At 63.7% G+C, this 18,842-nt stretch carries 16 protein-coding genes; 5 read left to right on the top strand and 11 right to left on the bottom strand.

The features are described from left to right. Positions 1-167 precede the first annotated feature (167 nt). Positions 168-1,106 carry a sensor histidine kinase gene (locus BIWAKO_RS31900; RefSeq protein WP_069883023.1) on the top strand — a complete coding sequence of 313 codons (939 nt, stop codon included), beginning with the start codon at positions 168-170 and terminating at the stop codon, positions 1,104-1,106. On the opposite strand, the gene BIWAKO_RS31895 is transcribed toward BIWAKO_RS31900, so the two are convergent. The 11 genes from BIWAKO_RS31895 to BIWAKO_RS31845 form a co-directional block, all read right to left on the bottom strand. Beyond that, on the bottom strand, positions 1,107-1,463 hold the full coding sequence (locus tag BIWAKO_RS31895; RefSeq protein WP_069883022.1) for a response regulator: 357 nt from the start codon (positions 1,461-1,463) through the stop codon (positions 1,107-1,109). It abuts the gene before it with no gap. 142 nt (positions 1,464-1,605) lie between these two features. Continuing rightward, on the bottom strand, positions 1,606-2,709 hold the full coding sequence (locus tag BIWAKO_RS31890; protein ID WP_069883021.1) for an NAD(P)/FAD-dependent oxidoreductase: 1,104 nt from the start codon (positions 2,707-2,709) through the stop codon (positions 1,606-1,608). Between the two features lie 47 nt (positions 2,710-2,756). Continuing rightward, entirely contained in the window at positions 2,757-3,845 is a 1,089-nt protein-coding gene (locus BIWAKO_RS31885; protein WP_069883020.1) for an NAD/NADP-dependent octopine/nopaline dehydrogenase family protein, read from the bottom strand. Positions 3,846-3,918: 73 nt separating this feature from the next. Continuing rightward, a complete protein-coding gene (locus tag BIWAKO_RS31880; RefSeq protein ID WP_069883019.1) occupies positions 3,919-5,661 on the bottom strand; it encodes an ABC transporter substrate-binding protein in 1,743 nt (580 codons plus the stop codon). 57 nt (positions 5,662-5,718) lie between these two features. Continuing rightward, positions 5,719-6,831, bottom strand: coding sequence for an NAD(P)/FAD-dependent oxidoreductase (locus tag BIWAKO_RS31875; protein ID WP_069883018.1), 1,113 nt, complete (start codon positions 6,829-6,831; stop codon positions 5,719-5,721). A 27-nt stretch (positions 6,832-6,858) separates the two neighbouring features. Continuing rightward, positions 6,859-7,881 (bottom strand): ABC transporter ATP-binding protein, encoded by a 1,023-nt coding sequence (locus BIWAKO_RS31870; RefSeq protein ID WP_069883017.1) that lies wholly within the window; start codon positions 7,879-7,881, stop codon positions 6,859-6,861. Next, entirely contained in the window at positions 7,874-8,956 is a 1,083-nt protein-coding gene (locus tag BIWAKO_RS31865; RefSeq protein WP_084652416.1) for an ABC transporter ATP-binding protein, read from the bottom strand. Before BIWAKO_RS31865 ends, BIWAKO_RS31870 begins: the two co-directional genes overlap by 8 nt. Before the next feature lies 1 nt (position 8,957). Beyond that, entirely contained in the window at positions 8,958-9,905 is a 948-nt protein-coding gene (locus BIWAKO_RS31860; protein WP_084652414.1) for an ABC transporter permease, read from the bottom strand. A gap of 4 nt (positions 9,906-9,909) precedes the next feature. Next, positions 9,910-10,878: an ABC transporter permease gene (locus BIWAKO_RS31855; protein ID WP_141740435.1), complete on the bottom strand. Its 969-nt coding sequence runs from the start codon at positions 10,876-10,878 to the stop codon at positions 9,910-9,912. Between the two features lie 212 nt (positions 10,879-11,090). Further along, positions 11,091-11,990 (bottom strand): LysR substrate-binding domain-containing protein, encoded by a 900-nt coding sequence (locus BIWAKO_RS31850; RefSeq protein ID WP_069883015.1) that lies wholly within the window; start codon positions 11,988-11,990, stop codon positions 11,091-11,093. Between the two features lie 151 nt (positions 11,991-12,141). Further along, positions 12,142-13,047 carry a LysR family transcriptional regulator gene (locus tag BIWAKO_RS31845; protein ID WP_069883014.1) on the bottom strand — a complete coding sequence of 302 codons (906 nt, stop codon included), beginning with the start codon at positions 13,045-13,047 and terminating at the stop codon, positions 12,142-12,144. A 231-nt stretch (positions 13,048-13,278) separates the two neighbouring features. On the opposite strand from BIWAKO_RS31845, the gene BIWAKO_RS31840 reads away from it, so the two are divergent. The 4 genes from BIWAKO_RS31840 to BIWAKO_RS31825 are packed head-to-tail and all read left to right on the top strand — an operon-like array spanning position 13,279 to position 18,841. Then, positions 13,279-14,811, top strand: a complete 1,533-nt coding sequence (locus BIWAKO_RS31840) for an ABC transporter substrate-binding protein (RefSeq protein WP_176733485.1) — start codon at positions 13,279-13,281, stop codon at positions 14,809-14,811. A 24-nt stretch (positions 14,812-14,835) separates the two neighbouring features. Continuing rightward, entirely contained in the window at positions 14,836-15,762 is a 927-nt protein-coding gene (locus BIWAKO_RS31835; RefSeq protein WP_069883012.1) for an ABC transporter permease, read from the top strand. Further along, complete coding sequence (locus tag BIWAKO_RS31830) at positions 15,759-17,726, top strand: dipeptide/oligopeptide/nickel ABC transporter permease/ATP-binding protein (protein WP_069883011.1); 1,968 nt, start codon at positions 15,759-15,761, stop codon at positions 17,724-17,726. The genes BIWAKO_RS31835 and BIWAKO_RS31830 overlap by 4 nt, the downstream gene beginning before the upstream one ends. Then, complete coding sequence (locus tag BIWAKO_RS31825; protein WP_069883010.1) at positions 17,723-18,841, top strand: ABC transporter ATP-binding protein; 1,119 nt, start codon at positions 17,723-17,725, stop codon at positions 18,839-18,841. The genes BIWAKO_RS31830 and BIWAKO_RS31825 overlap by 4 nt, the downstream gene beginning before the upstream one ends. The last annotated feature ends 1 nt before the right edge of the window (position 18,842 follow it).

Raw genomic sequence — 18,842 nt, 5'->3', positions numbered from 1 at the left:
CCAAACGCCTCGCTTGGCCCCCCAGCTAGAAAGACCTTGGGCGTCAAATGACAGAGACGGCGATTAGGTCATGTGCCAAGGCCATGGCATAAGCCGGGAACGCTCCGCCCGACCGGGGCGGGATCGGGGACAGTTTGACGACATCTGAACTTCGCGACGCCCGCTTCATGCGAAGCCTGTTGGCGGCATCCGACGATTGCATCAAGGTCATCGACCTCGAAGGCAAGCTGTCGTTCATGAGCGAGGGTGGCCAGCGCGTCATGGAAGTCAGCGACTTCAACGCCATCAAGGGCTGCCCGTGGCCGGACTTCTGGGCCGACCAGGGCAACGCCGACGCCAAGTTCGCGATCGAGGAAGCGCGCGCAGGACGCAGTTTTCGGTTTCAGGGGGCCGCCAACACAGCCGCCGGCAACCCCCGCTTTTGGGACGTCCAGGTTGGGCCGATCATCGGCCCGGACGGCAAGCCGGAAGCCATCCTGGCGGTGTCTCGGGACATCACGGTGATCAAGGAAGCTGAGCAGCGGCAACGCCTGCTCGCTCTTGAACTGAAACACAGGATGAAGAACACGGTCGCCATGATCCAGGCGATCGCCAATCAGACGATCCGCGGCGGTCCCGAGGTAGACGCCATAAAGGAGGCGTTTGTCGCCCGCCTCACTACGATGGCCTCCGCGCAGGACATCCTAACGCAGTCCGTGTGGGCCAAGGCGAGCCTGGCCTACCTCATCAAGGAATCGTTGAAGGGGCACGGTGACCTGACCCGTTTCCGGATCGAGGGGCCCACGGTCGAGCTCTCGTCGAAAACGGCTCTGGCGATGGCGCTCGCGCTCCATGAGCTGGCGACCAACGCCACGAAATATGGCGCCCTCAGCGAGGACAAGGGACGTATCGACGTGAGTTGGTCGGTCGTGGGAGGGGAGTTCAATTTCGAGTGGCGGGAGAGCGGCGGCCCACCCGTCGAGCCGCCCACCCGGCGTGGCTTTGGATCGCGCATGATCGAGCGCGCCTTGGCGGGATACTTCAGCGGTACGGCGGGGATAAACTATGAGCCATCCGGGGTCTTCTTCGCGCTTCGCGGACCTATAGAGGCGCTGACCGCGGACTGATCAAGCCGCCTGCCGGAAGGCCTCTATCACCTCGGCTGGTCGATAAGGCTTTCTGAAATATTGGACGTTGTCCGGGAGATCGCCGGCAGCGGAGACGAGGCGTCCGCTCGCCACGACCATCACGACCAGCGGCCACCCCTGCCTGACGAAATGGGCCAGCTTGATGCCGTCCATGGAGCCGGGCATCTCGATGTCTGTGAACACAACCCCGATGTCATCGCGGGCCTTCAAAATGGCAATCGCCTCGTCGGCATGGGCGGCCTCGACTGCTTCGAAGCCCGATTCGTCGATGAAGTCGACGGCGTCCATTCGGAGCAGAGGATCGTCTTCTACGATCAGGACAACCAATTTTGACATGACGTGCTTTCGGGTAAGGCGACCCTTAGCCAACTGCCATCGGCAGCAGTTGTTGCCTCTAATTGAAAAGAATTGCTCCTATTGTCCTTAGCGCTTCGTTACCGTGCCCGCCCGCTCACATTTGCCTCCAACCATCACGATCCTAGCAAAAGAACCGCGCCGGCCGGAAATGCGCGAGTTCAGGACGTGATTTGCCGCTCATGATCTCGTCCGCCGCCATCGCTCCGAGCGCAGGCGATAGCGTCGCCCCGCTATGGGTGACCATGAGATAGTAGCCATCGAGGCCGGGGACGGGACCGATGGCGGAGAGGCCGTCCTTTGGAATGGGACGCTGGGTGATGCGGCTCGCTTCCGGCTTCACCGGAGCAATTCCGGGCAGGATCCGTGTCAGCCGCGCGACCAGATCGGCCGCCTGGTCGAGGCCGGGACGGTTCGTGATCTCGGGCGTAGCCAGGGCATCGGCCGGTCCCCAGTGCACCATCAGCCTGCCGGCGCCGTCCGGTCGGAAATCACAAACCGGCGTGGCCACCACACGCTGGATCGAGGCGGGAACCGGGGGCGTGAAGACCAGGAACCCGACGGTCGGCGCCAGCGGCACATTCGGGGCCGTTCCCGCAATCGTGTCGTTCGACCAGCGCCCCGTGCAATTGACCACGACATCGGCCGTCAGGGTCTCCCCCGCCTCGGTGTGCACCCCTTTGACCTTGCCGCTCTGAACAAGGAGGCCGGTAACCTTCGTTTGCGTATGCAACTGCGCGCCCTTGCGGCGTGCAGCGCTCATCATCGCATGCGAATAGACGACAGGATCGAGCCATCCATCTTCGGGATACCAGGCGACAGGCGCATCGCCCACGGCCGCAGGATCGATATCGGGTTCGAGATCAAGCAGTTGCTTGCGGTCGATCCATTCGACCGCATAATCCCATTCCTTGAGGCGGGCCACCTTGGCGCGGTGCTCATCCCTCCCCGCCTCGTCCCTCCATTCGACACGACCGCCGGAATGCCACCACGGAGTCGCACCAAACTCGTCCTTCAGTGCCGCATGCGCCCGCATGCCTGCGACATTCAGATCGTGATAGGGGCGCGGCGCCTTATTGCTGGAATTCGTCCAGGCGAAGCTGATGCCGGAGGTGCCCCCTCCGACGCGCGTGGCCTCCAACACGGTGACCTTCGCGCCTGCGAGCGCAAGACGATAAGCCACCGACGTCCCAAGGACGCCGGCACCGACAACGATGATCTCAAGCATAACCGCATTTCCGATCGAATGAGGGGCGATTGAACTGGACGCCGGGCCTACTGCGGCGACCGAGTGGACCAGCCGTCACGAACCAGCGTCTTAAGCTCGGCCAGCGACATGGTCTTGAGCCCGATGTCGTCGAGCAGATCGTTCTCGCTCGCGAAATCGCGGCCATAAAGTGCCGAGAAGACGTCGATGCCAGCCTGGTGCAGGGTGGCGGGCCGATCGGTCAATTTGCCGAGCAGCACCGTCGGATGCAGACCAAAAGGCGCATCCTCCAGCACGTAGCGCGTGTCGATGCTATCGGGACCGTTGCCACCGTTGCCGCGAGCGGCAAGCTGGCGGGCCATCTCGCCCACCGGTCCGGGCTCGACATGGAAGGAGAGGTTGTAGTGCTCGCGGATGGTGCGCACCTTGTAGCCGGCGGCCTCGGCGATGGCGAGGCGTTCAGCGTCGAGCGCTTCGAGCAGGCGGCCGACAGAGTCGGTGTTGTTTTCGTTCTGGCCCCAGGTTTCGCCGTGCTCCATGCGCGTGAAATTGCACAGGGCGATGCCGAGATGGTTCTGCGGATTGAGATTCGAGAGTGAAATCGCCAGCGCGTCGGAGCGCTCGACGAAACGGTCGCCGAACAGCTCCTGACAGACCTTGAGGCCGCGCGCGCCAGCCGAGGCTGGGATGGTCGCGATATCGACCTTGGAGCGGATCGTCGAGACGTTCACGCTCGCATCCCCGGTGCGGCGCCCTGCCGTCACAGTGGTTCCCCAGACAACGACAGGGATATCGAGCCCGCGCTCCGCGATCTTCTTGGCGATATAGAGGCCGCTGAATGAGGTGTGCGAGCTGATGATGACGATCTGACCGCTGGCAAGGTGGGGAGCCGCGGCATCCAGCGCCATGCGATGGCCATTGGCCGGCAAGGCCACCAGCACGGCGTCGGCACCTGCAATCGCGTCGCGCGCACTCGTCGCCATCGTGACCTTGAACGTCCCCTCGAGCGAGCCCATCGCGGAGAGCGGTTTGCCGGCGACGATGCTTTGCCCGCTTTTGCCGGACGGCGACCACAGCACGGGCTCATGCCCGAGGGAGGCGAGCAGCGCAGCATTGCCATAGGCTATCGAGCCCGCACCGAGTATTGCGACACGCATCGTTTGTTTCCTTGGAAGTACAGGTTTCTGGAGCGCCGGGCCGACGAGCCCGGCGCTGACTGCGGCATCGAAATCAGTATTTGTAGCCGGCCTTTTCCATATATTGCTTGGCGAGGTTCATGTCGTAGGCGATCGGCTTGAGTAGATCGTGGTCATAATCTTCGGAAGTGAAGGGAATTGGCACCGTGCCGGGCTTGCCGAAACCGGCAACGACGTTCTTGATGATCTGCTCGCGCGGGATCATGTGACTCATCGCCTTGCGGATATAGGCCGCAGCCTCTGCCGCACGGCTGGGATCCTGCTTGCCGAGCGGGGTTTCGACCCCGGTTCCGAACACCGGGTGGTTCATGTTCAGGCAGGTCTGCATCCATTTGAAGGAGTCGAAGCGATTGACGGTGCCCCATGATGGATCGATCGTCTCGAGCAGCCCGCCGACGTCGTACATCGGATCATGCGCATCGATGGAGCCAGCCTTGATCGCGCTGAGAACAGCGTCGGCGCCCTGAATGTTGACCACGTAGAAGGTCTTCACATTGCCTTCGGTCTTCTTCCAGTAGTTCTCGTTCTTGATGTATTTGTAAGCCTTGCGGGCCGGATCGAACCCCTGCGGAATCCATGGCCCCGTGCCGATACCGCCCTTTGCCTCGAAGGTCTTGCCGTCGGAGGTTTTGACCGGAAAAGTGCCGAGCCAGGTGCTGATGACATGGCCACGCAGTTCCTCGGGCTTGAGGCCCTGATATGCGTGTTTCGGCATGATCGCGATGACCGGCAGGACGAAATCGCGGAACATGACGTTCGGCTCCCGCAAGGTCACGGTGATCTCATGCGTGCCGGTTATCTTGTAGGCATCCTTGCTGCCCAGGACGGTTTCAAGGGGTGACTGGAAGACGCTGGCATAGGTCTTGTCGATCACCGTATCCCAGGTGAACTTGACATCTTCGGCTGTGAACTCCTCGCCGCTATGCCATTTCACGCCCTTGCGAAGGGTGAAAACCCAGGTCTTGCCGTCGTCGGAGGTCTTCACCGACTCCGCCAGCGCCGGGACGAGCTTCTTGTTCGCCCAACTGTCGTATTCGAACAGCGCGTTGTAGACGGGGCCAAAGATATTGGCCTCGTTGTAGCCACTGCCATACATCGGGATGAGCTGGCTCGGCGGCTGCCATGAGGCGAAAGTGGCCGTGACGTCGCCAGTTGCGCCCTCGATCGTCCAGTTCTCCGGGCGCGGATAGAAAACCGGGTTGTAGGTCGTCGATTCCATGCCCTTCAGCTTCGGATTGGTGATGATCACCTCTTCCGGATAGAAGACGACATGGAGCGGCTCGATCTCGTACCAGCGCTTCATGAAGGCCGTGATCGCCGCCTTGCGGTCAGCCGGCGAGACGGCACGTGAATAGTTCTCGATCGCTTCATCGATCTGCTTGTCGGCGATACGGTAGTAATTCTGCCCGTTCGGCGGAAAATTCTTGCTGTGGAAGAGCGTCTCGGGCAGCGGCGCCAGACCACTGTAGTAAATCCGCTCGGAATACATGTCCCAGCCGCCATCGACATGCGTCTTGCCGCTGTCATTGGCGCGCCGGGCGATCACGACTGAAGGCGGCTGGTAGCTCGACACGATATCGATGCCGAGGCGGGCGAACTGCTTGCCGATCAGATCAGTCCAGATCATCCGCGACTGGAGGTTGTTGAAGATCATCAGGTAGAGTTTGAAGAACGGCGGCTTGGCCAGCGCCGCCTCCGGGATCCCGCCCGCCGCAAGCGCGGCCGCTCCGGCTCCGGACCATTTCAGCACATCGCGTCGCGTCGATTTCCTGGACATCGATTTTCCCCTTGTTTCTTGGTGGTGCGAAATGAACAGGCCGAGAGCGTCCGGCGCTCAGGCCTGGAAGCGCGAAGGACGAAACTGCGCCAGTTCCGGACGCTCCCTGCCCCGCAGGACCTCGTCGGCGACGGCCTGGCCGAGGAAGGGAGACAGCGTCACGCCGCTATGGGTCACGACGACGTAGTAGCCGTCGACGCCGCGGGCTGGTCCGACGGTGGAGAGCCCATCGGCGGGGATCGGCCTGACGGTCATGCGCACCGCTTCGGCCTCGACGCCTGCCAAACCGGGCAGAAGTTCGGTTGCGCTTGCGAGCGCGATCTTCGCCTCCTCGCAATCCGGCAGGCGGCTTTCCAATCCGGTGAAACGGTCGTCGAGCGAGTCCTTGCGGATCATCAGGCGGCCTGCCCCGTCCGGGCGGACATCGACGTCGGGTGCATGGAAGGGCCGGCGCAGATCAACACCGACCGGAGGCGTGAAGACGAGGAAGCCCACGGTCGGAGCCAACGGGACATTCGGCGCCGTCTCGCTCACCGTATCGTTGGACCAGCGCCCGGTGCAGTTGATGACGAGGTCGGCCGCGTGGACGGCGCCCGTATCGTCCCGAGCGCCGACGACACGACCATTGCGGGTCTCTACCCCGGTCACCTTCACACCGGTCTTCAGCGCCGCTCCATAACGCTGACGGGCAGCGCGCAGCATGGCACCGGCGTACTGGACCGGATCCACCCATCCTTCTTCGGGGCAGAAGACGATCTGGGCCTTGTCCGAAACAGCGCCGATCGCCAGCTCCGGCTCAAGCTCCTGCAGCCGCTTCTTGTCGATGAACTCCGCCGCATAGCCCCACTCGCGGAGCCGCTCGACCTTCTGCGCCTGGGCCGCGATCTCAGCCGAATCGACGCGCCACTCCAGGCTGCCGCTCTGATGGAACCAGGGCGTCGATCCGAACTCATCCTTCAACGCGGCATGCGCGCGCATGCCTGCGACATTGAGATCGTGATAGGGGCGCGGTGTCTTGTTGTTTGAATTCGTCCAGGCGAAGCTCACTCCGGATGTACCGGCGCCGACGCGCGAAGCTTCGAGGACCGTGACCTTCGCACCGCCCTGGGCGACGCGGTAGGCGATCGAGCTGCCGACAATTCCGGCTCCGACGACGATAACATTCATCATGGCGTTTCCTGTGGTATCTCCCCGCACTCAGCGCGGGTTGTGGCAAGCGAAGGCGTGGGTGCCGTCCGGTGCGGACAGCGGCGGAATCTGTTGGGAACAGACAGGCAGTGCGGCGGGGCAGCGGGTGTGAAAGACACAGCCCGACGGTCGCCGGATGACGCTGGGGACTTCGCCCTGGATCGCCTGACGCTGCGTCTGGTTTGACGGGTCAGGCACCGGAATGGCCGAGATCAGGGCGGCCGTGTAGTGATGGCGCGGCCGTGCGAAAATCTCGTCGACTTCGCCGATCTCGACGAGATTGCCGAGATACATCACCGCAATGCGGTTGCTCAGAAAGCGCACAGAACTCAGGTCGTGCGAGATGTAGAGATAAGACAGTCCGAGGTCTTCCTGCAGATCCGCCAGCAGATTGAGAACCTGCGCCCGCACCGAGACATCGAGCGAGGAGACCGGCTCATCGCAGATCAGCAGTCGCGGCTCGACGGCCAGAGCGCGCGCGATCCCGATGCGCTGGCGCTGCCCGCCGGAAAATTCGTGCGGATAGCGATCGGCATAGTCCGGCGGCAGCCCGACCCGCTCCAATAGGTTCTCGACTGTCGCGTCCCAGTCCTGCTTCAGGGCGTGGCCATGGACGCGCAGCGGCTCGGTCAGGATCTGCCTGACGCTCCAGCGCGGGTTGAGCGAAAGATAGGGATCCTGGAAGACGTATTGCATCTGACGGCGCAGCGCGAGCACGTCGGGCCGCCGGTCCTCGGCGAACGTCGCCCGGATATCCGTATTGCCGAGGCGGATTGCGCCGGCAGTCGGTTCGACGAGGTGCAGGATCGCTCGGGCCGCCGTTGTCTTCCCGCAGCCGCTTTCGCCGACGATGCTGAGCGTCTCACCGGCAGCCACGCTGAAGCTGATGTCGTTGACGGCACGGATTTCCCCGGTGACCTTCTGGCGGAAGAGCCCGCGGCGGCGAAGCGGGTAGCTCTTCACCAACCCATCAACGGTCAACAGGGGCTGTGGCGCACTGCGCTGGTGGATATTCGGCGTCGGCTCAATCATGGCTGGCCACTCCGGCGCTGCCGCGCTTCAGGCAATGAACGACACGGCCTGGCTCAATCGCTGCGGCCTGGGGCACCAGCCGGGAGCATTCCGGTGCGGCTTCGGGACAGCGCCCGGCGAAGCGGCAACCGCCACCGAGTGATTGTCCCGGCGCGGCGGCGCGCCCGACCGTAGGCAAGCGCTCGCGACGACCCTCGCCGTCGATTGTGTAGCGCCTGTCGATGCGCGGCGTGCTCGCCAGCAGGGCCTGCGTGTAGGGGTGCGAGGGCCGCGCGAAGATGGCGTGCTTGTCACCAGTCTCGCAGACCTGGCCCGCATACATGACGGTGATGCGATCGGCGACGCGCGCCACGACGCCCATGTCGTGGGTGACGAAGATCATCGACATGCCGAAGCGTGCTTTCAGGTCTTCGAAGAGATCGAGGATCTGGGCCTGGATCGTGACATCGAGCGCCGTCGTCGGCTCATCGGCGAGCACGAGCGCCGGGTTGCACAGCAGCGCGCGGGCGATGCAGACACGCTGCTTCATGCCACCGCTCATTTCGTGCGGATATTGCGACAGGCGCGAGCCGGGGTCGGTAATGCCGACGAGGCGAAACAGCTCCTCCACCCGCTGCAGCGCAATGCTGCGCGGCAGCTTCTCGTGAACCTTCAGGATCTCGCCGAGCTGCGCGCCGACCGTCATCAGCGGGTTGAGGGAATAGCCGGGGTTCTGGAAGACCATGGCGAGCTTGCGCCCGCGCAGTTTCTGCATCTCGCCCTGCGATTTCGCGGCAAGATCATCGCCATCGAAGATGATGCGGCCGCCGGTAATCCTCGCGGGAGGCGGCAGAAGATTCAGAATTGCGAGGCTCGACAGGGTTTTGCCGCTGCCGGATTCTCCGACGATGCCCATCGTTTCGCCGGCGCGGACCTGAAAGCTGACATCCTCGATGATGCGAACGGGCGCGTTCCAGGGTGGAAACTGAATCCGCAGGTTCTCGACGCGGACGAGGTCACGGGCGGGCGGCGTCAGCACGCTCGTATCGTCGATCGAAATGGCGGCGGCTGGCTTTGCGGTGGCGAGGCTCGACATCTCAGCGCTTCGCCCGTGGGTTGAAGGCATCGGTCAGGCCGTCCGCCAGAAGGTTGAAGCCGAGCACCGTGATGAAGATGGCGACACCCGGGCTCAGCGATGCCCAGGGAGCCACTTTCAGCGCCTCGTAATTGAAGTAGAGCAATTGCCCCCAGCTCACGGCGGCCGGATCGCCGAAACCGAGGAAGCCGATCATCGCCTCCGCCAGCACGGCCCCGCCGATGCCGAGCGCCACGATGACGACAAGGGATGGCAAGGCGTTCGGTAGAATATGGCGGAAGAGGATATCGCCCGAAGTCGCGCCGACGCAGCGCGCAGCCTCGACGAATTCCTGGTTCTTCAGCCGCAGGAATTCGGCGCGCGTCATCCGGGCGATAGGGGCCCAGGAGAAGACGCCGATCAGCAGGATGATGACGCCGAGATTGAGATACGGCACGCTTTCGAAGGGCGTATTGACGACCGCTACGCCGAGCAGGCGAATGACGGCGAGGATGACGACGAACATCGGAATGACGAGGAAGAAATCGGTGAAGCGCATCAGCACCTCATCCGTGGTGCCGCCGCGATAACCAGCGAAGCCGCCGACCAGAACGCCGATCAGCGAGGCGATCGACATCGCCCCAAGCCCCACGGCAAGCGCCGTCGGTGCGCCGTAGATCACACGGCTGGCGACATCGTAACCCATGCGGTCCGTGCCCAGCGGGTGGACCAGACTCGGAGGCGCCTTGGCGCCGGGATCGATCATCGGGCTCTGGTCCTGCGGATCGAAGGGCGCGACGAACGGCCCGATCACGGCGGTCGCCACGACAAACAGGACGAGGATGAGGCCGAGCATGCCGGTGCGGCTGCGTGCGAAGCGCTGCCAGCCCTGCCGCCAGATACCCTTGACCGGACGACGGGCCGGCTTTGCAGGAGACGGCGGATGAGCCGTGATCGTCTGATCGCTCACGTGCTCACTCCAGGCTGATGCGGGGGTCGATGAGGACGTAGATGACGTCCGTCAGCAGGGTGGTGCAGATCAGCATGAAGGCGATGACCGCACTCGCCCCCATGATGACGGGATAGTCGAGCTGGTGGATCGCGGAGATGTAGAGGTATCCGAGCCCCGGCCAGGTGAAGACGGATTCGGTCACCGGCGCCGTACCCAGCATCAGGCCAATCAGCAGCCCGAGATAGGTCAGCATCGGGATGAAGGCAGCGCGCAACGCGTGCACATAGATGACGCGCCGCTCAGGGATGCCGCTTGCGCGCATCGCCGCGATGAAGTCGCTCTTCAGCACGTCGACCATGTTCGAGCGCATCAGGAGCGTCAGCGTCGCGGTGTTGAAGAAGGTCAGCATCGCGACCGGCAGGGCCATGTGCCAGAGCGCATCGAGCGTCGGGCTGCCCCAGAGCGGATTGCGGGTCGAGTAGGCGCCGTAGCTCGGCAGCCAATCCAGGCTGTAGGAGAAGATGAAGATCAGCAGGATACCAAGGAAGAAGGCCGGCAGCGATTGCCCCAGCAGCGCCGTGGCCATCACCGCGAAATCGGAGCGCGTGTGCTGTCGGCGCGCAGCCGTGACACCGAACAGGATCGCGATCGCAAGCGCGATCAGGATCGCGGGAAGCTGAATCTTGAGGGTCTGCCAACCCCACGTCACAATGAGCGAGCCGACGGGCTGGTTGTAGACGATGCTCGTGCCGAAATCGAGCTGAACGATCCGGCTGAGCCAGAGCAGGTAGCGCGTCAACGGGGGATGATCGAGCCCGTAATAGGCCTTCATCCGATCGATTACCTCCCCGGTCATCCCGGGTGTCTCCGCCATCATCAATTCGATCGGGTTGCCGATCGAATTGACCAGAAAGAAGATCGCGGCACTTACGCCCAGCATCAGCAGGGCCGCAAAGATCATTCTTCTCGTCAGGAAGACGAAAATCCGCATCGGCGAATATTTCTCCAAATCAACGGGACAGCAGATCTCATTCGCTCCACCGCGTTGCTAAGAACGAATGGAACCGGCGGGGTCTGTTTGATCTGCGTCAATGACAAGGAGCGTATGGGCCGAAAAATAGGCCGTCAAAGAATATGTTTTTGCTAGTTCATTCCTTCAGGTTATGATCTCGAGCCTCGAGCGGCGCGGCATCCAAGCAGCGCTTAAGCTTCGGCCCGATAGCCAAGCCGCTCGAATTCGTCCTCGAGATCGCGGGTCAAGGCCTCGGCAAGGGAGGAGCTGCTGAGGCTGAGTGGCCGCAGGTGCCAGACGGGAAATGAAATCTCCGGCACAAATGGCTTCACGACGAGGCCGCGACCGTGAAAGGCTCGGGCATTGATCTCGTCGACGATGGCGACCCCTGCCCCGCTTGCCACCAGTGCGCAGGTCAAATGCGCCATCGGAGCCTCGATCATGATCCGCAACCGCACGCCGGCCGCATCAAAAGCCTTCTCGATGATGGTGCTGCGCTCGATCGCGCCGATCGAGACATAGTCCTCTCCGTCCAGATCCTCGGGCCGCACGTCGCTGCGCCCCGCCAGCCTGTGCTGTTCGGGGAGGATGCAAACACCCGGGATGCGCGCCATGACGCGGCAGGCGACGTTTGGATGCGGCGTCGACGTATTGGTGATGCCGAGATCGATCTGCCCGGCGATAGCCCATTCGATCACGCGCTCGGAACTGCGCGAATGCAGCGAGATCGTCGTATTCTCGTGCTTGCGGCGGAAACGCGCGATCAGCGGTGGCATCAACGTCCCGGCCAGTGCTGGTTTCACGCCCAGATTGAGGCGGCCAAAGCGCATTTGGCTGATGTCCTTCGACATCCGCTCCAACCGCTCGATGCTTTCCCAGGTCCGCTGGACCTCTGCGAAGAACAGTTCGCCGTCGCGTGTCGGCTTGAGACGTCCCTTGGTGCGCTGGAACAGCGTGATCCCCGTCGACCTCTCAAGCTGAAAGAGCATTTTGCTCGCTGCCGGCTGCGAGATCGCCATGATCTCTCCCGCCTGCGTCAGCGTCCCGAACTTCATGATGAGACGGAAAAGCTCGACATGCCTGAGATTCATCAACGCCCTACCCCTTGCCCGTGATCGCAAATGCAACAGCGCCGCGCGTCCGCGCAGGCTGTGTCGAAACCAGACTGCGATCCTGATCCGGCCATAGATAGCGATAACTCACCTCGGCCGGCCGTAACGTAAGAGGTGAAGGACGCAGCCCTCAGTCGTCACCGCCGTCGTCCCGTCGAAAGGGCGACGGCGGCAGCAGGCTGGCACTGAATGCCTCCACCAATTTGCTCGTGGGGCGACCACGCTGGCGGAACAGGTAGATCGGGACGCGAATCCTGGGGCTGAAGGCACGAAACACGAGGCCCTTCCCGGCCTGGGTACGAGCGGCCTCGCTGTCGACGATACCGACGCCGCATCCCTCAGCGACAAGGGTGCAGACAGTGACGCCCAGGCTCGCATCGATCATCGAGCGGTAACGCACACCCGCGCCGTCGAGAGACTGGGACAGCCGACGCCGGAATTCGTCATCCAGTCCAAGCCCCACGATCGCCGCGTCGGCGAGGTCTTCGGCCCCGATTTCCGACCTGCTCGTCAGCCGATGCCCTTCCGGCAAGGCGATGACCCCTTCGAGGTCGAACAGCTTGCGGCGCGACAGGTTATATTCCTCGCTTCGCAACTGGGCGATGCCGAGATCGATCTCGCCAGTACCGACAAGACGGGCGGCGTCGGTGGAATTGCTGGAGTGAAGAGAGACGGTAACGTCCGGATGGGCTGCGGAAAACCGCGCGACCATGGACGGAAGCCAGGCGAGACCCAGCGCCGGAATCGTGCTGACCACGATGCGACCCTGCTTGCGGTCGCGCAAACTGGCGGCAAAGCGCGTCAGATTCTGCATGCCGAAATAGGTGCGCTCGACTTCCGTATAGAGCGCGCGCGCTTCTTCCGTTGCCGCGATCCCCTTCGTTGTGCGCGAGAAGAGCCGCAATCCCAACTCGTCTTCTAGCTGTTTCAGCGCCTTGCTGACCGCCGGTTGCGAGATCCGCAGCATGGTCGCGGCCTCCGTAATGGAGCCGGAGTCCATGATCGCCTTGAAAACCTCGACTTGACGATAATTCATGCCGCCTCGCCATAACCCCAGTTCATATACATCGCATAATTATGAATTTGAGGCAGATCAATGCGTGTGGTTCTCTAAGGGCCGTCGCTGACTTTGCTGCGCCCGATCCAATCGCGGCGCGAAAGCGACCAAGGAAGCAAAAACAGCAATCCCTCCATAGCGTTGGGCGGGCAGTCGCCCGGCTACGTCGTCATGGAACGATATCTTTGCGAGCTTGGGGAACAGTCGAACATGCGCAACCTTCGTCGATCCTGCCACGTCGCCGCCCTATCCGCCGGCGTGTCGATCATGGCCCTCCAGGTGCAGGCGCAGCCGGCCGGCACGCTTCGCATCGCGGTCGGTGCGGACCCGGCCACCTTCGATCCTGCCTTCAATGATCTTCCGGTCGGGAATGCGGTTGATCTGGCCGTCATGGAGGGCCTGTTCCGGCTCGATCCACAGAACAACGTCCAGAAGAATCTTGCGACAGACTATGCCTTCTCGCCGGATGGGAAGGTCTTCACGGTGAAGATCCGTACAGGCAGGAAGTTCAGCAACGGCGACCCGCTGAACGCCGAGGCCGTCGCGGCAAGCTTCAACCGGATGCTCGATGAGAAGACCGGCTCGATTTATCGCGGTCTCTATGCCTCGCTCGGGACGATCAAGGCGGTAGGCGAGGATACCGTCGAGTTCCACCTCGCCGAACCGAACGGTCACATTCTGATGCTGCTGTCCAACACGGCCGCCAGCATCGTCAACGTCAAGGCCCTGCAGGCCATGGGCGCCGAGTATGGCCGCAAGCCCGTCGGCTCCGGCCCTTACATGGTCGAGAAATTCATCGGCGGCGAAGGTTTCCGGCTCGTCCCCAATCCTTCGTACTCCGGCGACTATCCGGCGACGCTGAAGGCGATCGATTTCACCGTCGTTCCCGAAGACGGCTCCCGCATGGCGCTGCTGGAGACCGGCAGCGTCGATGTCGTCGAACGTGTTCCACCTGAATCCATGCCCGCGATCAACGCCTTGAAGGACGCCAAGGTCATCAACCCACCCAGCATGTTCTCCATCAACATGGAGATGGTGCTGCGCGGGCCGCTCGCCGACCCGCGCGTGCGCAAGGCGTTGAACCTCGCGATCGATCGCGAAGGCATCACCAAGGGAATTCTTGGTGGGCTGGGCACGCCATCTGTCGGGATGGTCGGCCCAGGCACGCAGGACGAACTGCGCAAAACCTTCCCGCCGATCTCCTTCGATCCTGAAGGCGCCAAGAAGCTGATCGCCGAGGCCGGCTACAAGCCGGGCCAGCTCACGCTCAGCTTCACCTGCCCGACCGGTCGCTACATCAAGGATTCGCAGGTCTGCCAGGCCCTCGCCGGTTCATTCGAGAACATCGGGATCAAGGCGACGCCCCTCGTTGTCGACCGCGGCACCTGGACCAAGGTCGTCGGCATGGAGCCGGCCCAGCGCAGCGACAACATGGGCATGGTCGGCCGCGCCACTGCGGGCATGGACTATACGCTCTACCGCCTGTTCTTCACCGGCGTCGGCGCGAACCGGACCGGCTACACCAATCCGCGCGTCGATGCATTGCTGAAGGAGGGCCGCGCGGCGACCGACCCGGCAAAGCAGAAGGAGATCTATGGCGAGATCCAGAACATCGTCTGGAGCGACCAGCCCTTCCTCTTCCTCTGGTACCAGACCCAGGCGCTGGGCGTAGCCAACCGCGTTCAGGGGCTGGCGATCCAGCCGAACGAAACGCTGGTCTTCGACAAAGTCACGCTGAAGTGAGGCCTGCATAGCGGAGAAGCGGCAATGTTCGTTCTCAAACGCCTGGGCAGCGCGCTGCCGACGCTCTTTGCGGTTTCCCTGCTCGTCTTCCTCTTCGTCGACCTGATACCGGGCGACCCGGCCCAGATCCTCGCCGGGCCGACCGCTTCGAACGAAGAGATCGAGAGCATCCGCAAATTCCTCGGCCTGAACGAGCCGCTTCTCACGCGGTACGGCCAGTTTCTGCGCGGCATCTGGGATCCCTCCGCTGCGACATCCTTCCGCACGCATCGCCCCGTAGTCGTTGAACTCTCGGAGCGTCTGCCGAACACGTTGATCGTCTCAATCGGCGGGCTCGCGCTCGGCCTTGTCGTTGGCACGATAGCCGGCATCGTCTGCGCCATGCGGCCGGGCGGGCTCGCCGATGCTGCGATCACGGTGCTCACGCTCGCCGGCATCTCTATGCCGATCTATTGGCTGGGCCTGCTTTGCATCTGGCTCTTCGCCGTCAATCTTGGCTGGCTGCCCGCGGCGGGCGCCTCGACGCCTGCCCATTTCGTCCTGCCGATCCTCGTCATTGCGACGCGCCCGGCAGCAATGTTCAGCCGCCTCGTCGCGACGAGTCTGCTGGAATCGATGGGCAAGGACTATCTCGATACCGCCCGGGCCAAGGGCCTCAGCGAGACCCGCGTCGTGCTGTTCCATGCGCTGCGCAATTCGCTGATCGCAGCCGTGAGCGTCGCCGGCGTGCAGTTCGGCGGCATGCTGGGCGGCTCGGTCGTCACCGAAACCGTGTTTGGCATTCCAGGCGTCGGTCGCCTGCTCGTCGACGCCGTTTCCCGCGCCGACTATCCGGTGATCCAGTACGCGATCCTGATGTTCGCGTTCTTCTTCGTGATCATCAATCTCGTCACCGACCTGCTGACCCAGTGGCTCGACCCCCGCACGCGCGACCAGGAGCGGGCGATATGAGCATCGTGCCGAACGTGCTCTGCGCGCCTGAAAGAGCTGCGCCCGTTGACGACTTTGCACCGCAGTCGCGCTGGGTGCTGCTCCGGCGCATCCTTTCACAGCCGAAGGGCGTCGTAGGCCTGACGCTCGTGGCGTTCTACCTGCTGCTCGCGATCTTCGGGCCGATGCTGGCGCCTCAGGATGCCTTCCGCCAGAATTTCGCCCAGACCCTGCGCCCCCCGTCCGCCGCACATTGGTTCGGCACCGACCAGCTCGGCCGCGACGTCTTCAGCCGCGTCCTGGTCGGAGCCCGTGCCACACTGGGTATCGGAGTGGGGGGCGTCGCCGTGGCCTTTCTGGTCGGCGTGCCGCTCGGCGTCCTCGCCGCCTGGCGGAGGGGCTGGATCGAAGCCGCAGTCATGCGCGCGATCGATGTCATGCTGAGCTTTCCCGATATCGTCTTTGCGCTGGCGGTCGTCGCGATCCTCGGCGCCAACATGCAAAATGTGATCATCGCGGTCGGCATCGTTTCGATCCCGGTCTTCGCGCGGACGGCAAGGGCCGTGACGCTCAGCATCCTGGCCGAGCCCTATATCGAAGGCTCGATCGCACTCGGGGCCAAGCCGGTGCGCGTGATCCTGCGCCACGTGCTGCCGAACATCTCCGGCACGCTTCTGACCCTGTCGACCTTGCTGTTCGCCTCGACCCTGCTCTCCGCCTCGGGCCTGGGCTTTCTCGGACTCGGCACGCAGCCTCCCTTCCCGGAATGGGGAACGATGCTGGGCGAGAGCCGCTCCTATATTCGCAGCCATCCCTATCTCGCGACGTTCCCCGGGCTGTTCCTCGCCGTCTCCGCCTTGGCCTTCAACCTCCTCGGAGACGCTCTGCGCACGATTTACGACCCGACCAGCCGGCGTGTCGCTCGCAGGCCACCGCTTCTCGGCTTCCTGCGGCGCCGTCCTCCGGCGGGCGATGCGCAACAGCAATCCGCGGAGAAAGCGACCGACCTGGCTGTTTCAGTTCGCGGTTTGCGGATCGCCTACCGCACAGGTGAGGGCCTTCTCGAGGTCGTGCGCGGTGTCGATCTCGCGATCAGGCCGGGTCGGACGCTGGCAGTGGTCGGGGAATCCGGCTCCGGCAAGTCGACGCTGCTGAGGGCAGTCGGCACGCTGGTCAATCCGCAGGAAGTCGCGATCACGGCAGGCGCCATCCATATCGGGGGCGAGCCGGCATTGAGCCTCGGCCCCGCCGCCCTGCGCGATCTGCGACGCCGCAAGGTCGGCATCGTCTTCCAGGACGCGGCGAGTGCGTTGAACCCCGTTCTCACCATTGGCAACCAGCTTGCCGAGGCCGTCACGGCCGGTTCCCGGCTCGCCCCGGAAACAGTGCGGCAGCGCTGCATCGCGCTGCTTCGCGACGTGAATATCGCCGATCCGGAGCGCCGGCTCGACATGTATCCGCACCAGTTCTCCGGTGGCATGAAGCAGCGCATCGTCATCGCCATCGCCCTTGCGCAGAACCCAGAAGTGCTGCTCGCCGACGAGCCGACCAGTGCGCTCGACGTCACGATCCAGCAGCAGATCCTCGTCCTGCTGACCGAGATCCAGAAGAAGCGCGGCATGGCCATTCTGCTCGTGACCCACGACCTCAACCTGGTCGCGCGCTTCGCCGACGACGTCGCGGTGATGTATGCGGGCCGGCTCGTCGAAAGCGGCGATGTTGCGAGCGTGCTGGAGCGACCACTCCATCCTTATACCCAGGCACTGCGCGCGTCGGCGCCGGGTGGCAGCGAAGGCCGAGGTCGGCATCTGCGGACCATCGCCGGCGAGCCGCCGCTGATCGGCCGCCTGCCATCGGGCTGCTCGTTCCGTCCCCGCTGCCAGCGCAGCGCCAACCGGGCGGAATGCGCCGCAAGCGAGCCTGGTATCCGGGCCGTCGCCGGTCGCGACGTCGCCTGCGCCTTTGCCGAGGAGGCGACGCAATGAACGCGCCCTTCGCGATCCCACCTCGTCTGCCTGGAACCGACACCGACGATGTCGTCGTCGTCGCGGATGTCAGCCGGCATTTCGGCGGCAGGCGGCGCTTTCTGAGCGGTGTGGCGGCGCCTGTGGTACGGGCCGTCGACCGGGTTTCGTTCCGGGTCCAGCGCGGAACCTGCTTCGCCATCGTGGGAGAATCCGGCTCCGGCAAGAGCTCGCTGGCTCGGCTTGTCGTCGGCCTGCTGCGCCCGACCGAGGGCGAGGTCACGATCGATGGCGTGCCGCTCTCGACGCTCGATGCAGCCGGCCTGCGGGCAATGCGCCGCAAGGTTCAACTCGTCCTGCAGGATCCGAGGGCTTCGCTCGATCCGCGGATGACCGTCTTCGATACGCTCTGTGAAGCGCTGACCGTACACGGCCTCCATCGCGAACAGGCGGCCCGCCTGGACAGGATCAAGTCGGTGATTGGACTGGTCGGTCTCAATCCGGCTCATCTCGGGCGCTACCCGCATGAATTGTCCGGCGGACAACGCCAGCGCGTTGCCATCGCCCGGGCAATCATCTGCGAGCCGGAAGTACTCGTCCTCGACGAGCCGGTCAGTGCGCTCGACGTTTCAGTCCAGGCACAGATCATCAATCTCTTGGCCGATCTTCAGGCCAAGCTTGCGCTGACCTACCTGATCATCACGCACGACCTGGCCCTGGTCGAGCATATGGCCGACGCCGTAGGGGTGATGTATCTCGGCCGCTTCGTTGAGCAAGGCGATGTCGGCGAGGTCTGTGGCGCACCCCGCCACCCCTATACGCAAAGCCTGATGGCGATTGCCGGCCACTCCGCCCCGATCTCCCGCGACCGGCCGGCGCCAGTGCTGGAGGGCTCGATCCCGAGCCCGCTCGCGATTCCGCCGGGCTGCAGTTTCCACACACGCTGCCCGTTGGCACGGCGGCTCGTCATCGGCACGACCGCCATCGTCGAAACAGCCGATGGCCGCGTGCCACGGCCTTGCGCCGAGGACCAGCCACCGCCCCTGCCTGCGCCGGGAGGCCGCAGCACCGCGACATGTCACTTCGCGGATGAACGCCTCCCCGACTCTGACCACCGAAGCAACATAAGGAACTGAT

This window comes from Bosea sp. BIWAKO-01 (assembly GCF_001748145.1).
Lineage (GTDB): Bacteria > Pseudomonadota > Alphaproteobacteria > Rhizobiales > Beijerinckiaceae > Allobosea.
This window is presented reverse-complemented; position numbering and strand designations above follow the sequence as displayed.

Coding starts and splice junctions, on each gene's coding strand:
- BIWAKO_RS31900 (WP_069883023.1), top strand. CDS start 168: ATGCGAAGCCTGTTGGCGGCATCCGACGATTGCATCAAGGTCATCGAC.
- BIWAKO_RS31895 (WP_069883022.1), bottom strand. CDS start 1,463: ATGTCAAAATTGGTTGTCCTGATCGTAGAAGACGATCCTCTGCTCCGA.
- BIWAKO_RS31890 (WP_069883021.1), bottom strand. CDS start 2,709: ATGCTTGAGATCATCGTTGTCGGTGCCGGCGTCCTTGGGACGTCGGTG.
- BIWAKO_RS31885 (WP_069883020.1), bottom strand. CDS start 3,845: ATGCGTGTCGCAATACTCGGTGCGGGCTCGATAGCCTATGGCAATGCT.
- BIWAKO_RS31880 (WP_069883019.1), bottom strand. CDS start 5,661: ATGTCCAGGAAATCGACGCGACGCGATGTGCTGAAATGGTCCGGAGCC.
- BIWAKO_RS31875 (WP_069883018.1), bottom strand. CDS start 6,831: ATGATGAATGTTATCGTCGTCGGAGCCGGAATTGTCGGCAGCTCGATC.
- BIWAKO_RS31870 (WP_069883017.1), bottom strand. CDS start 7,881: ATGATTGAGCCGACGCCGAATATCCACCAGCGCAGTGCGCCACAGCCC.
- BIWAKO_RS31865 (WP_084652416.1), bottom strand. CDS start 8,956: ATGTCGAGCCTCGCCACCGCAAAGCCAGCCGCCGCCATTTCGATCGAC.
- BIWAKO_RS31855 (WP_141740435.1), bottom strand. CDS start 10,878: ATGCGGATTTTCGTCTTCCTGACGAGAAGAATGATCTTTGCGGCCCTG.
- BIWAKO_RS31850 (WP_069883015.1), bottom strand. CDS start 11,990: ATGAATCTCAGGCATGTCGAGCTTTTCCGTCTCATCATGAAGTTCGGG.
- BIWAKO_RS31845 (WP_069883014.1), bottom strand. CDS start 13,047: ATGAATTATCGTCAAGTCGAGGTTTTCAAGGCGATCATGGACTCCGGC.
- BIWAKO_RS31840 (WP_176733485.1), top strand. CDS start 13,279: ATGCGCAACCTTCGTCGATCCTGCCACGTCGCCGCCCTATCCGCCGGC.
- BIWAKO_RS31835 (WP_069883012.1), top strand. CDS start 14,836: ATGTTCGTTCTCAAACGCCTGGGCAGCGCGCTGCCGACGCTCTTTGCG.
- BIWAKO_RS31830 (WP_069883011.1), top strand. CDS start 15,759: ATGAGCATCGTGCCGAACGTGCTCTGCGCGCCTGAAAGAGCTGCGCCC.
- BIWAKO_RS31825 (WP_069883010.1), top strand. CDS start 17,723: ATGAACGCGCCCTTCGCGATCCCACCTCGTCTGCCTGGAACCGACACC.